This window comes from Streptomyces sp. NPDC054872, assembly GCF_053610705.1.
In genome coordinates, this window is sequence record NZ_JBSGYY010000001.1 from 131,871 (window position 1) to 144,249 (window position 12,379).

Below are 12,379 nucleotides of genomic sequence, written 5' to 3' on the forward strand. Positions count from 1 at the left end.
TCCTGGAGCCCTAGAGCCAGCCCTTGACGGTTTCGATCGACTTGGCCGGCTCGGGGCCGACGGGAATGACGTTGAGCATGGTGACGCCCGCCTCACGGAAGGCCTCGACACGCTCGCGGACGTAGCTCTCGGGTCCGCACAGCGACATGAGTTCGCAGAACTCGTCCGGGACGGCGGCCTCGGCTTCCTTCTTCTTGCCCGAGAGATACAGCTCCTGGATGAGCTTCGCTTCCTTCTCGTAGCCGTACGCGACGGCGAGGTCGTTGTAGAAGTTCTTCCCCGGAGCACCCATGCCGCCTACGTAGAGGGCGATCTGGGGTCGGGCCAGATCCCGTACGGCGGCCGCGTCGTCACCGATGGCGAGCAGTCCGCCCGCGACCGTCTGCAACGGGCCGAGCGCCGGATCGCGCTTCTCCTTGCCCTCGGCGAGCGGGGCGCCCCACACCTGGTGGGCCTTCTCCGGGATGAACAGGGTGGGCAGCCAGCCATCGGCGATCTCGGCGGTCATGCGGACGTTGGCCGGGCCCAGGGACGCTACGTAGAGGGGCACTTCGGAGCGGACCGGCTTGGTGAGGATCTTCAGCGGCTTCCCCAGCTTGCCGCCCTTCTCCGCGGGCAGCGGCATGTCCGTGACACCGTGGTGGTCGATGACCTCGCGGCGCAGGATGCGGCGGGTCAGCTCGATGGCCTCGCGGGTGCGGGCAAGGGGCTTGTCGTACGGCTTCCCGTGCCAGCCCTCGACGACCTGCGGGCCCGATGCGCCGAGCCCGATGATCGCCCGGCCGCCGGAGATCGCGTCGAGTCCGGCGGCGGTCTGGGCGATGAGGGCGGGGGTGCGCGAGTAGACGTTGAGGATCGCGGCGCCGATCTTCATACGCTCGGTGCGCGCGGCCAGGTAGCCCATGATGGTGGGCGAGTCGAAGCCGTACGCCTCCGCCACCCAGACGGCGTCCAGACCGGCGGACTCCAGGGCCGCGACGTCGTCGGCGGCCTGCCGCGGGTCGCCCGCGTAGGCGAGAGGTGCGGAGATCTCCATCAGCTGTCTTCCCTCGTGGTGGTGTCGGAATGCTGGACGAGCGCCGGTACGTCCCAGTCGCGGGCCACGGCCTCGGTGTCCGCGCCCGGTTGGGCGGGGCCGCTCCTGATGTCCGTGGGCGTCGTGGAGAAGCGGGGTGCGGGTGCGGGCTGGGTGATGCCGCCGTGGTCCACGAAGGTGCCGCGGGCGGCGAGGTGGGGGTGTGCGGGGGCCTCGCGCAGCGAGAGCACGGGCGCCACGCACGCGTCGGAGCCCTCGAAGACGGCCGTCCACTCCTCGCGCGTGCGTGACTTGAAGCGGGCGGCGACCGCGTCGCGCAACTCGCCCCAGCGGGCGAGGTCCCCCCGCGCGGGCGCCTCGCCGGTGAGGCCGAGGAGCGCGATGAACTCGTCGTAGAACTGCTGCTCAAGGGCGCCGACGGCCATGTGGCCGCCGTCCGCGGTCTCGTAGTTGCCGTAGAAGGGGCAGCCGCCATCCAGGAGGTTGGCGCCGCGCCGGTCCTGCCAGCCGCCGGCCGCGAGCATGCCGTGGATCATCGACGTGAGGTGCGCGGTGCCGTCGACGATCGCGGCATCCACGACCTGCCCCGCACCGGTCGCACGCGCGTGGTGCAGGGCCGCGAGGATGCCGACGACGAGGTAGAGCGAGCCGCCCGCGTAGTCGCCGACGAGGTTCGCGGGGACGGTGGGCGGCTCGCCGGGGTTGCCGATCATGCCGAGGGTGCCGGTGATCGCGATGTACGCGATGTCGTGCCCGGCGCGCTGGGCGAGCGGCCCCTCCTGGCCCCAGCCGGTCATCCGGCCGTAGACGAGCTTCGGGTTGCGGGCGTGGCAGGCGTCCGGCCCGACGCCGAGGCGCTCGGCCACGCCGGGGCGGTAACCCTCGATGAGGACGTCCGCGCGGTCGACCAGGTCGAGGACGCGGTCCGCGCCGTCCGCCGCCTTGAGGTCGACGATCACGGAGCGTTTGTTGCGGTTGGTGACGTCGTACTCGGGATTGATCGCGAGACCGCCGCCGCCCGGCCGGTCGACGCGTACGACGTCGGCACCCAGGTCGGCGAGGAGCATGGCCGCGAACGGGCCGGGGCCGATGCCCGCGAGCTCGACCACCCGCACCCCTGCGAGCGGTCCGTGAACGCCCTTGTCCGGAACTGCCATGGAGCCCCCAGCGTTATGACACAACTGATGTAACACCAGTGATGCTAAGAACGTGTTCCACTCCGCACAAGACCCTAGCAAGCAAGCGCTTAGACAAATCGGGGGACGGGCCTTGCGCCACGACTCCCTTCGCACGCTAGCCTCGGCCGCCGACATCGGCGTGGGGCGCACGGCAGAGAGGTGCCATGACCAGTCAGAACGGCAACGGCAAGAAGCGTGCGGCGGACCGCACGTACGACATCGTGCTCTTCGGGGCGACCGGTTTCGTCGGCGTGCTCACCGCGGAGTACCTCGCGGCGCACGCCCCCGAAGGGGTGCGCTGGGCGATCGCGGGGCGTGACACCGGGAAACTGGAGCGGCTGCGGGACAAGCTCGCCGAAGCCCACCCGGCCTGTGCGAAGCTCCCCCTCGTCCGCGCCGACGTGGCGGACCCGGCGTCCCTGCGCGAGATGGCAGGGCACGCGCGCGTGGTGGCCACGACCGTCGGCCCCTATCTCGAGTACGGGCAGGAACTCGTCGCCGCGTGCGCCGAGGCGGGCACGGACTACGTGGACCTCACCGGTGAGCCGGAGTTCGTCGACCTGATGTACGTGCGGCACGACGCCCGCGCGCGGGAGACGGGCGCACGCCTCGTGCACTCCTGCGGCTTCGACTCGGTCCCGCACGACCTGGGCGCCTACTTCACGGTGAAGCAGCTCCCGGAGGACGTGCCGCTGCGCGTGGACGGCTTCGTGCGCAGCAACGCGACGTTCTCGGGGGGCACGTTCGCCTCCGCGCTCGCCCAGTTCGCGCGGGGCCCGCAGATGCTGGCCGCCGCACGGGACCGGCGGCGGCACGAGGCGCGCCTGGTGGGCCGCAAGGCGTACGCGCCGCCGAGCGCGCCCCGGTACGCGGGCGAGGTCGGCGCCTGGGCCCTGCCCCTGCCGACGATCGACCCCCAGGTGGTGCAGCGCTCGGCCCGGGCACTCGATCGCTACGGGCCCGACTTCCGCTACCGCCACTACGCGGCGGTGAAGACCCTGCCCTTCGCGGTGGGCGGCGCGGTGGCCGTCAGCGGTCTGGTGGCGGCGGCCCAACTGCCGCCCGCGCGGCGGTGGTTGTCGTCACGTCTGAAGCCGGGCGAGGGGCCGAGCGAGCAGCGGCGCGCGGACAGTTGGTTCTCTGTGCGGTTCGTCGGCGAGGGCGGCGGCAAGCGGGTCTACACGGAGGTCTCGGGCGGCGATCCGGGGTACGACGAGACGGCGAAGATGCTGGGCGAGGCGGCCCTGTGCCTGGCCGTCGACGACGATCTGCCGGACGTGGCCGGGCAGTTGACCACCGCCGTGGCGATGGGCGACGCGCTGACGGCGCGACTGACGGCGGCGGGGCTCAGCTTCCGGGTGGCGGCGACACGGTAGCGGTCGCCTCGCGCAGGGCCGCGCGGCAGAGGGCGTCCGCGCGGCGCGTGGACTCCGGGAGGCGGTAGCGCGGTGTCAGACGCAGCGTGTGGGCACAGGCGTTGTCCAGGCTCACGCGGTGGCCGACGGAGACGAAGACCGGCTTGACGCCCTCGCGGGTGCGCAGGGCGCGGCCGATCTCCTCGGCGCCGTCCAGGAGCGGGGCCGCGCTCGCCCGCGGCGCGTCCGGAGCCTCGTACGTGAACGTGAAGGGGTTCTTGGCCACGCCGATCGTGGGCAGTCCCGTGAGGACGCCGAGGTGGCTCGCGAGGCCGAACCTGCGGGGGTGGGCGATGCCGTAACCGTCGCAGACGACGAGGCCCGGCGCGGCCGTGAGCTCCCCCAGGGCGGCCAGCACGGTGGGAATCTCACGGAAGGCGAGCAGTCCCGGCACGTACGGGAAGGTCACGCGGCCCACCGCGGTGGCCTCCTCGACGACGTCGAGTGTCGCGGCGTCCAGGACGACGACCGCGGCCGCGACGATGTCGCGCTCGTCGTCGTAGGCGACGTCGACGCCCGTGACGTGTCCGGTGCCCGGCTCGGGGCCCGCCTCGTCGAGCACGACCCGGGCGCGGAGCCGGTCCTGGACCGCTCGGGCGGTCGGCTCGTCGGTGGGCCAGTTCGCGGGCGCGTGGCAGGGAGCAGTCGTGTGCGTCGTCATCGTGCGGGCAAGCCTAGGCGGCCGTCCGGCTCACTTGGCCGCCGGGAACTTCCAGATGAACGTCCGGCCGCCCTGCTCGGACCAGTGGACCTCCAGGTCCTTCGCGCCCTTGGGGACCAGATAGGTCTCGCACAGGACGTGCGTCTCGCCCCGCTTCCAGCCCTTGATGGACGACGGGGCCTCGCACCCCGGCGCGTTGTCGGCGGCGCCGACGATCAGGGTGCCGCGCCTGCCGTCCGCCCAGATCGTGGTGGGCTGGCTGGCGCGCGGGCGCTGCGTGAGGGTCGGGCCGGACCTGTGCGTGTACTTCACGTGGGCGATGGCCGGGACCAGGCCCTTGGCCAGCTTGGGTTCCGAGACCATCTTCGCGGTCTCGGCCTCCGTGCCCAGTTCGACCTTCTGCGCGGTGAGGTCGTAGGTGACGAAGACGTCGCCCTCCTTCGCCTCTCCGGTGGCGCTCTCGCCGGTGCCGCGCGCGACCCGCTTCCGGTCCGAGGCATCCTTCTTGCCGCCGTCGTCGCCGCAGGCGGTCAGCGCGAGGGCGAGCACGGCCACCGTCGCGACCACGCGCGAAGTGGTCTTTCTGTACAGCAAAGTGAACTCCCGGCAGAAATGGGGCAGCCGCGCGGCACGAAATGGCCCCATGGAGCGGCAGGTGGAGCCGTCAGCATAAGAGTCGGTCGGGCGAGGGACCGCGACCGCCCCGGGCCACCGCCACGTATGGCGGCGCGCGGCGGTAGCCTCGCGATCATGTTCGTTCTCGAGTTGACCTACACCGCGCCCGTGTCCGCCGTCGACAAGGAGCTCGATGCCCATGTCGCCTGGCTCGACCAGCTGTACGCGCAGGGCGTCTTCATCGCCTCCGGGCGCAAGAACCCGCGCGACGGCGGCGTGATCCTCGCCGTGGCCGACGACCGCGCCGCGATCGAGGAGATCGCGGCGGGCGACCCCTTCGTGCTCGCGGAGGTCTGCGAGTACCGCATCACCGAGTTCATCGCCACGAAGACGGCCCCGGCACTCGCCCCCTACCGGCAGCAGCTGCCCTAGTTCCGCTCCCAGCGCGCGATCCGGCCCTTCTCGCCGGACGCCCAGCAGGCCCGGTCCCGCGTGCAGTCGACGGTGTCGTACGACCCGGGGTCGACCGTCCGCCAGCTGCGCCCGCCGTCCGCCGTGACGTCCGTGCCGGTCGGCCCGACCGCGAGCGCGCCCCGGCGGCTCCCGGGCAGCCAGGCCACCCCTGAGCGGTAGGCGGGCGGGGGCCCGTCGGCCGTGGTCCAGGTGCGGCCGCCGTCGCGGGTGGTGGCCGCGGCCCTGGGTGAAGGCCGGCCCGCGTTGTAGTCGCCGCCGACCGCGATGCCGTGCGCCCGGTCGCGGAAGGCCAGGCCGAAGACACCGCGGGCCGGGTCGCCCGCCGGGATCGGCGTGTCCGTGGCCGTCCAGGTGCGGCCGCGGTCGGCGGAGTGCAGGACACGCGCGCGTGCCCCTCCCCCGGTGGCGAGCCACACGTCGCGGGAACCGGAGCTCACCAGGCACTGGCCGCTCGCCGCGAAGCCCGCCTCGCCCTCCTGGGCGGCGGGCATGCCGTCGCTGGGCAGGACCTTCCAGGAGCGGCCGCCGTCGGCGGTGGACAGGATGCGGTACTTGCCGTCCACCGGGTCGCTCATCGCCAGGCCGTGGTGCCGGTCGAAGAACGTCATGCAGTCGTAGAAGGCCTTGGGGTCGGTGTTGCGGAAGGACTCCGTCCAGGTCGCTCCGCCGTCCGACGTCCGAAAGACCCGTGAGGCCTCGCCCTCGCCGATGGCGAGCACCACCGCGCGGCGGCCGTCGAAGGCCTCGATGTCCCGGAACTCCAGCCCCTCGGCCCCGGGCGGAGAGACGTTCCGCCAGTTCTCGCCGCCGTCCGACGTCCGCAGGACGGTGCCCTTGGCGCCGGCCACCCACGCGGTGTGCCTGCTGACGGCGGCGAGACCGCGGAAGCGCACGTCGGTGCCGCCGGCCTTGAGGTCCCAGCCGCCGCCCCGCTGCGACTGGCTCCCGGCGGCCGCCTGGGCGGGGCCCGGCGCGGCGAGCGCCGTCGCGGCGAGCGCAGCCCCGCACAGTCCCACCGACACCGCACGACCCGTGGACCGCGCCCATCTCGTCTTCCCCAAGGACTTCATGGCGGGCGAAGTTACCACCGGAACGCAGGATTCCTTCCGGGGATTCCGTGAAGAGAGTGAAGAGGACGCGGTGACCGAGGTCACTCCGTGTTCGCGTGCACGGATTCCGTCATTCCGACGTCTATCAAAGTGCCGACCCGAGTCGTCCAGCTGTAGTTGAGGGAGCAGGCGTTGTCCACCAGCATCGAACAAGCCGTAGAGGCCCGCCTCGTCGCCGCCGCACCGCGGATGTCGACCATCCCCGCGACGCTGCACTACGACCCGAACGATCCGTTCGCCGTCCGGATGAGCTTCCCCGCCCCGGCGACCCTGGAGGGCATCGAGGTCTACTGGACCTTCGCCCGCGAGCTGCTCGCCCAGGGCTTGGAGCAGGCGGTGGGCGACGGCGACGTCCGCGTGCGGCCCTATGGCTTCGACCGCACGGTCGTCGAGTTCCACGCCCCCGAGGGCATGGCGATCGTCCACATCCGCACCGGCGAGCTGCGCGGCTTCCTGCAGCGCTCGCTCTCCCTGGTGCCCATGGGTGACGAGCATCTGTACGTCGACCTGGACCGGGACCTCGCCGACCTGATGCGGGACGCCTGCTAGCACCCTGCCACGGGCCGGGCCGACCCTCAGCCGCCTCCGCCGCTCGACCTGGCCGCCTCCGCGGACGACACCGACGACGCCAGGGCCTTGCGCAGCCCGCGCATCAGCTCCGGGAGGTCCGGGGCCGGGCCCCGCCGCGGTCGGTGAGCGCGTCGAGCCGGTCCTGGCATGGGGCCTCCTCATCTGCGCTCACAAAAAATCGTTGACAGCCCGCGGGCCGGTTCCTACGGTGTATAGCGGTTCTGTTGTCGCCGATAGGAGTAGGACGTTGCTCGTCTGAGGTCTGGTGTCACCGCGTCACACGGCTCGGCCGTGTACGTAGCGTGCGACCTCGGCGTACGAGCCGTCCCTGGGCGCAGGGCCCTTTTTTCTGCCCTTCTCCTCGCCTCCTGACGACGCTGCTCCCGTCCCCCTGTCGCACCTCGCGGTGTCCCGAAACGCGTTGCCCCTGACCGCGCTTCATCTCACGCAACCGCGAGGACCACATGTCTACCCACCCCACCTCCATCACGTGCACGTCGCTCGACTTCACCTGGCCGGACGGCACCGGCGTCTTCGACGGTTTCCAGACGGCCTTCGGCACCGGCAGGACCGGCCTCATCGGCGTCAACGGGTCGGGAAAGTCCACCCTGTTGAAGCTCGTCGCCGGTGAGCTCACGCCGACCGACGGCACCGTCCGCGTCGCCGGTGACATCGGGTACCTGCCGCAGAACGTCACCCTCGACACCACGCTGCGCGTCGAGGAGGTGCTCGGTATCGCGTCAACTCGCGCTGCTCTGCACGCCATTGAGTCGGGTGACGTGGCCGAGGAGCACTTCACGGCGGTCGGTGACGACTGGGACGTGGAGGAGCGCGCCGTCGCGGCCCTCGATCAACTCGGCCTCGGCCACATCGGCCTGGACCGCACCACCGGCGAGGTGTCCGGCGGCGAGTCCGTGCTGCTGCGCCTGGCCGCGCTGCTGCTCGGCCGGCCTGACGTGCTCCTGCTCGACGAACCCACCAACAACCTCGATCTGTACGCCCGTCGGCGCCTGTACGCGGCCGTCGAGGCCTGGTCCGGAGTCCTGGTCGTGGTCAGCCACGACCGTGAACTCCTCGACCTGGTCGACCAGATCGCCGATCTGCGGGACGGAGAACTCAAGTGGTACGGAGGCAATCTCTCCGCGTACGAGGAAGCGCTGGCCGCCGAGCAGGAGGCGGCGGAGCGCATGGTGCGCGTCGCCGAGTCCGACCTGAAGAAGCAGAAGCGTGAACTGGCGGACGCACACGTCAAGTTGGCTCGCCGCAAGCGGTACGGCCAGAAGATGTGGGACACCAAGCGCGAGCCCAAGGTCGTCATGAGCGAGCGCAAGCGGCAGGCCCAGGTGTCCGCGGGCAAGCACCGCATCATGCACGAGGAGAAGCTCACCGAGGCGAAGGAGCGTCTGGACGACGCCGTCGAGGCGGTGCGCGACGACGACGAGATCCGCGTCGACCTGCCGTTCACCGCGGTCCCGCCGGGCCGCACGGTGCTCACGCTGCGCGAGCTGACCCTGCGCTACGGAGTCCGTGTGCGGGGCGAGTTCGAGCTGCGCGGCCCCGAGCGGATCGCACTGGTCGGCCGCAACGGCGCGGGCAAGACCACGCTCCTGCGGACCATCGCCGGAGAACTGCCGGCCGTGGAAGGAGAGGCGCTCGCACATGTCCCGCTGCGTTTCCTGCCCCAGCGCCTCGACGTCCTCGACGAGGAGCTGACCGTCGCCGAGAACGTGGCACGCCACGCGCCCGGGGCCACCAACAACAGGATCAGGGCCCGCCTGGCCCGCTTCCTGTTCAAGGGGGCGCGGGCCGATCAGCGGGCGGCGACCCTGTCGGGCGGCGAGCGGTTCCGTGCGGCGCTGGCCGCACTGCTGCTCGCGGAGCCCGCGCCGCAGCTCCTGATGCTCGACGAGCCGACGAACAACCTCGACATGGCGAGCGTGAAACAGCTGGCCACGGCCTTGGAGTCGTATGAGGGGGCGCTGATCGTGGCCAGTCACGACGTGCCGTTCCTGGAGTCGATCGGCATCACGCGGTGGCTGCTTCTCGACGGAGAAATGAAGGAAATCACGACAGAAGCTGTCGGGTATCCCGGCTAGCTTCGCGTGTATGCACCAGTTCATCACCATCACAGGAGCCCGGGAGAACAACCTCAAGGAGGTGGACCTGCGCATTCCGAAGGGTCGGCTCACGGTGTTCACCGGCGTGTCGGGATCGGGGAAGTCGTCGGTCGTGTTCGACACGATCGCGGTCGAGTCGCAGCGCCAGCTGAACGAGACCTTCACGTGGTTCGTCCGCAACCGGCTGCCGAAGTACGAGCGGCCGCACGCGGAGACCATCGAGGAGCTCTCGCCCGCGATCGTCGTCGACCAGCGGCCGATCGGCGGCCACTCGCGCTCCACCGTGGGCACGATGACGGACATCTACTCGGTGATGCGCGTGCTGTTCTCGCGGCACGGCACACCGAGTGCGGGTCCGGCCACCGCGTACTCGTTCAACGACCCGTCGGGCATGTGCCCCCGGTGCCACGGCCTGGGCAAGACCGTGCGGCCCGACTACGACCGCATCCTGGACCCTGCCAAGTCCCTGGCGGACGGCGCGATCCTCTTCCCGCCGTTCGCCGCGGGGACCTGGCAGGGCCAGACGTACACCAACACCCCCGACCTGGACACACACAAGCCGGTGGGCCGATTCGGCGCGCGGGAGCGGGAGTTCCTGATGCGCGGCGGCAAGCAGGGCCGCAAGGTCAACGTCGACAACACCGGCGGCGCGCGGGACATCGACTACGAAGGGCTCGCGGACCGCTTCGAGCGGCTCTACCTCAACCGCGACCTGTCGACGCTCTCCCAGAAGACGCGCGACCTCGTGCAGCGCTTCCTCGTCGAGGGTGAATGCGACCTCTGCGCGGGGGCACGGCTCAACGCGGCGGCGCTCGCGACCCGTATCGACGGCCTGAGCATCGCCGACTGCTCGCGCATGGAGGTCACCGACCTCATCCCCGCGCTCGCGCGCATCGACGACCCGGTGGCGGGACCCGTCGCGTCGGCGGCCGTGGCGGCGCTCGAACGGATCGAGGCGATCGGCCTCGGCTACCTCAGCCTCGGCCGCGAGACGTCCACGCTCTCCGGCGGCGAGGGACAGCGCCTGAAGACGGTGCGGCACCTCGGCTCCAGCCTGACCGGCATGACGTACATCTTCGACGAGCCGAGCGTCGGCCTGCACCCGCGTGACGTGGGGCGGCTCAACGACCTGCTGCTGCGCCTGCGCGACAAGGGGAACACCGTCCTGGTCGTCGAGCACGACCCGGACGTGATCGCCGTCGCCGACCACGTCGTCGACATGGGCCCCGCGGCGGGCACGGGCGGTGGTCTGGTCGTCTTCGAGGGGACACCGCAGGAGCTGCGCCGCGCCGACACGCTCACGGGCCGGCACCTGCGGCGCTCGACGGGTGTCAAGGCGAGCCCGCGCGAGGCGATCGGCGGACGGTGGGTCAAGGGCGCCGATCTGCACAACCTCAAGGACGTCAGCGTGTGCGTGCCGACGGGGGTGCTCACGGCGGTGACGGGCGTCGCGGGGTCGGGCAAGAGCACCCTGGTGTCGCGGGCGTTCGTCGCCGAGCACCCGGACGCCGTGGTCGTCGACCAGTCGGGCATCGGCATCTCCGGCCGGTCGACCCCGGCGACGTACCTCGGGATCATGGACTCGCTGCGCAAGCTGTTCGCGCGCGAGACCGGCCGGGAGGCCGCGCTCTTCAGCTTCAACTCGGCTGGCGCGTGCGGGAGTTGCCAGGGCCGCGGGATCATCTACAGCGACCTGGCCTTCATGGATCCGGTGACGACGACCTGCGAGGCGTGCGAGGGGCGGCGCTTCAAGGAGGAGGTGCTCCGGCTGACCGTCGGCGGCAGCTCCATCGCCGACGTCCTCGACATGACGGCCGAGCGCGCCCTCGACTTCCTCGCCGCCGTCGACGACACGGCGATGCGGCGCAGGCTGCGGGCCCTGCACGACGTGGGGCTCACCTACCTGACGCTCGGGCAGCCGCTGAGCACCCTGTCGGGCGGTGAGCGGCAGCGCATCAAGCTCGCCACGCAGCTGCACCGCACCGGCACGACGTACGTCCTCGACGAGCCGACGACCGGTCTGCACATGGCGGACGTGGACGGTCTGCTCGCCCTCCTGGACCGGCTCGTGGACGCGGGGAACACCGTGCTGGTCGTCGAGCACAACCTGGAGGTCGTCAAGCACGCGGACTGGGTGATCGACCTCGGCCCCGACGGCGGCAAGCACGGCGGCCGGATCGTCTTCGAGGGGACGCCGGGACAGCTCGTCGACGCGGCCGGATCGTTCACCGCCGATCATCTGCGACGAGCCCTGGGCCTGGACCCCTCGCACGCTGCATGATGTGCGGAAAGACCCCGGCCCGGCGCTCACCGGACGGGGGCGCCCCCGCCGTTCCACCCCTACGGAGAGCATCCCGTGCCCAGCAGGAAAGCGCTGATCCGCCGGCCAGGACCGCGCCTCGCCGAAGGCCTGGTCACCCATGTCGAGCGGACCCCGGTCGATGTGGGGCTCGCCCTCGAACAGTGGGAGGCCTACGCCGACGCGCTGCGGGCGCACGGCTGGGAGACGGTCGAGGTGGAACCGGCCGACGACTGCCCGGACGCGGTCTTCGTCGAGGACACGGTCGTCGTCTTCCGCAACGTGGCGCTGATCGCCCGCCCCGGCGCCGAGTCGCGGCGGGCGGAGACGGCCGCCGTGGAGGAGGCCGTGGCCCGGCTCGGCGCCTCCGTGAACTGGGTGTGGGAGCCGGGCACGCTGGACGGCGGCGACATCCTCAAGGTCGGCGACACGATCTACGTGGGGCGTGGCGGGCGCACGAACGCCGCAGGGGTGCGGCAGCTGCGGGCGGTCTTCGAGCCGCTCGGGGCGCGGGTCGTGGCCGTACCCGTCAGCAAGGTCCTGCATCTGAAGTCGGCGGTGACGGCGCTGCCGGACGGCACGGTCATCGGCCATCCGCCCCTTGTGGACTCCCCCTCGCTCTTCCCGCGCTTCCTGCCCGTGCCGGAGGAGTCCGGGGCCCACGTGGTGCTGCTCGGTGGCGCGAAACTGCTGCTCGCGGCGAGTGCGCCGAAGAGCGCGGAGCTGCTCGCGGACCTCGGTTTCGAACCGGTGGTGGTCGATATCAGCGAGTTCGAGAAGCTTGAAGGCTGTGTGACATGCCTCTCAGTGCGCCTCAGGGAGCTGTACGCCTGAGCAGTCCTGGGGCGGGCGGGGCACGAGGGACTCCTGGGCCCCTCTGTCTCAGCCACTTTACGGAGGGCTTA

The 12,379-nt window shown here is 71.5% G+C and carries 12 protein-coding genes; 6 read left to right on the top strand and 6 right to left on the bottom strand.

All coding sequences use genetic code 11. The annotated features are described in order from the left end of the window. Nucleotides 1-10: 10 nt before the first annotated feature. The gene (locus ACWGIH_RS00565; RefSeq protein ID WP_453444039.1) at nucleotides 11-1,036 is read right to left on the bottom strand and encodes an LLM class F420-dependent oxidoreductase; all 1,026 of its coding nucleotides are present in this window, start codon (nucleotides 1,034-1,036) and stop codon (nucleotides 11-13) included. Then, nucleotides 1,036-2,193 (bottom strand): CaiB/BaiF CoA transferase family protein, encoded by a 1,158-nt coding sequence (locus tag ACWGIH_RS00570; RefSeq protein ID WP_453444037.1) that lies wholly within the window; start codon nucleotides 2,191-2,193, stop codon nucleotides 1,036-1,038. The genes ACWGIH_RS00565 and ACWGIH_RS00570 overlap by 1 nt, the downstream gene beginning before the upstream one ends. A 185-nt stretch (nucleotides 2,194-2,378) precedes the next feature. Here ACWGIH_RS00570 and ACWGIH_RS00575 point away from each other — a divergent pair, with 185 nt between their 5' ends. Next, on the top strand, nucleotides 2,379-3,590 hold the full coding sequence (locus tag ACWGIH_RS00575; RefSeq protein WP_453444035.1) for a saccharopine dehydrogenase family protein: 1,212 nt from the start codon (nucleotides 2,379-2,381) through the stop codon (nucleotides 3,588-3,590). On the opposite strand, the gene ACWGIH_RS00580 is transcribed toward ACWGIH_RS00575, so the two are convergent. Together ACWGIH_RS00580 and ACWGIH_RS00585 are read right to left on the bottom strand one after the other, a co-directional pair. Then, nucleotides 3,562-4,290, bottom strand: a complete 729-nt coding sequence (locus ACWGIH_RS00580; protein WP_453444033.1) for an endonuclease V — start codon at nucleotides 4,288-4,290, stop codon at nucleotides 3,562-3,564. The two genes, ACWGIH_RS00575 and ACWGIH_RS00580, sit on opposite strands and share 29 nt — an antisense overlap. A gap of 30 nt (nucleotides 4,291-4,320) precedes the next feature. Continuing rightward, nucleotides 4,321-4,884, bottom strand: coding sequence for a hypothetical protein (locus ACWGIH_RS00585; RefSeq protein WP_453444031.1), 564 nt, complete (start codon nucleotides 4,882-4,884; stop codon nucleotides 4,321-4,323). Between the two features lie 156 nt (nucleotides 4,885-5,040). Here ACWGIH_RS00585 and ACWGIH_RS00590 point away from each other — a divergent pair, with 156 nt between their 5' ends. Then, nucleotides 5,041-5,337 (top strand): YciI family protein, encoded by a 297-nt coding sequence (locus tag ACWGIH_RS00590; RefSeq protein ID WP_453444029.1) that lies wholly within the window; start codon nucleotides 5,041-5,043, stop codon nucleotides 5,335-5,337. On the opposite strand, the gene ACWGIH_RS00595 is transcribed toward ACWGIH_RS00590, so the two are convergent. Next, nucleotides 5,334-6,449: a WD40/YVTN/BNR-like repeat-containing protein gene (locus ACWGIH_RS00595; protein WP_453444028.1), complete on the bottom strand. Its 1,116-nt coding sequence runs from the start codon at nucleotides 6,447-6,449 to the stop codon at nucleotides 5,334-5,336. The two genes, ACWGIH_RS00590 and ACWGIH_RS00595, sit on opposite strands and share 4 nt — an antisense overlap. A gap of 171 nt (nucleotides 6,450-6,620) precedes the next feature. Between ACWGIH_RS00595 and ACWGIH_RS00600 the strand changes: the two genes are divergently transcribed. Then, complete coding sequence (locus ACWGIH_RS00600; RefSeq protein ID WP_453444026.1) at nucleotides 6,621-7,037, top strand: SsgA family sporulation/cell division regulator; 417 nt, start codon at nucleotides 6,621-6,623, stop codon at nucleotides 7,035-7,037. 26 nt (nucleotides 7,038-7,063) lie between these two features. On the opposite strand, the gene ACWGIH_RS00605 is transcribed toward ACWGIH_RS00600, so the two are convergent. After that, a complete protein-coding gene (locus tag ACWGIH_RS00605) occupies nucleotides 7,064-7,207 on the bottom strand; it encodes a hypothetical protein (RefSeq protein ID WP_453444024.1) in 144 nt (47 codons plus the stop codon). Nucleotides 7,208-7,522: 315 nt separating this feature from the next. Here ACWGIH_RS00605 and ACWGIH_RS00610 point away from each other — a divergent pair, with 315 nt between their 5' ends. The 3 genes from ACWGIH_RS00610 (at nucleotide 7,523) to ddaH (ending at nucleotide 12,308) form a co-directional block, all read left to right on the top strand. Next, the gene (locus tag ACWGIH_RS00610; RefSeq protein WP_453444022.1) at nucleotides 7,523-9,154 is read left to right on the top strand and encodes an ABC-F family ATP-binding cassette domain-containing protein; all 1,632 of its coding nucleotides are present in this window, start codon (nucleotides 7,523-7,525) and stop codon (nucleotides 9,152-9,154) included. 10 nt (nucleotides 9,155-9,164) lie between these two features. After that, complete coding sequence (locus ACWGIH_RS00615) at nucleotides 9,165-11,456, top strand: ATP-binding cassette domain-containing protein (RefSeq protein WP_453444021.1); 2,292 nt, start codon at nucleotides 9,165-9,167, stop codon at nucleotides 11,454-11,456. A 75-nt stretch (nucleotides 11,457-11,531) separates the two neighbouring features. Next, the gene (gene ddaH, locus ACWGIH_RS00620; RefSeq protein WP_453444019.1) at nucleotides 11,532-12,308 is read left to right on the top strand and encodes a dimethylargininase; all 777 of its coding nucleotides are present in this window, start codon (nucleotides 11,532-11,534) and stop codon (nucleotides 12,306-12,308) included. Nucleotides 12,309-12,379: the final 71 nt, after the last annotated feature.

Excerpts from the sequence above, each read along its gene's own strand:
- ACWGIH_RS00565 (WP_453444039.1), bottom strand. The coding sequence starts at position 1,036 with ATGGAGATCTCCGCACCTCTCGCCTACGCGGGCGACCCGCGGCAGGCC.
- ACWGIH_RS00570 (WP_453444037.1), bottom strand. The coding sequence starts at position 2,193 with ATGGCAGTTCCGGACAAGGGCGTTCACGGACCGCTCGCAGGGGTGCGG.
- ACWGIH_RS00575 (WP_453444035.1), top strand. The coding sequence starts at position 2,379 with ATGACCAGTCAGAACGGCAACGGCAAGAAGCGTGCGGCGGACCGCACG.
- ACWGIH_RS00580 (WP_453444033.1), bottom strand. The coding sequence starts at position 4,290 with ATGACGACGCACACGACTGCTCCCTGCCACGCGCCCGCGAACTGGCCC.
- ACWGIH_RS00590 (WP_453444029.1), top strand. The coding sequence starts at position 5,041 with ATGTTCGTTCTCGAGTTGACCTACACCGCGCCCGTGTCCGCCGTCGAC.
- ACWGIH_RS00595 (WP_453444028.1), bottom strand. The coding sequence starts at position 6,449 with ATGAAGTCCTTGGGGAAGACGAGATGGGCGCGGTCCACGGGTCGTGCG.
- ACWGIH_RS00605 (WP_453444024.1), bottom strand. The coding sequence starts at position 7,207 with ATGCCAGGACCGGCTCGACGCGCTCACCGACCGCGGCGGGGCCCGGCC.
- ACWGIH_RS00610 (WP_453444022.1), top strand. The coding sequence starts at position 7,523 with ATGTCTACCCACCCCACCTCCATCACGTGCACGTCGCTCGACTTCACC.
- ACWGIH_RS00615 (WP_453444021.1), top strand. The coding sequence starts at position 9,165 with ATGCACCAGTTCATCACCATCACAGGAGCCCGGGAGAACAACCTCAAG.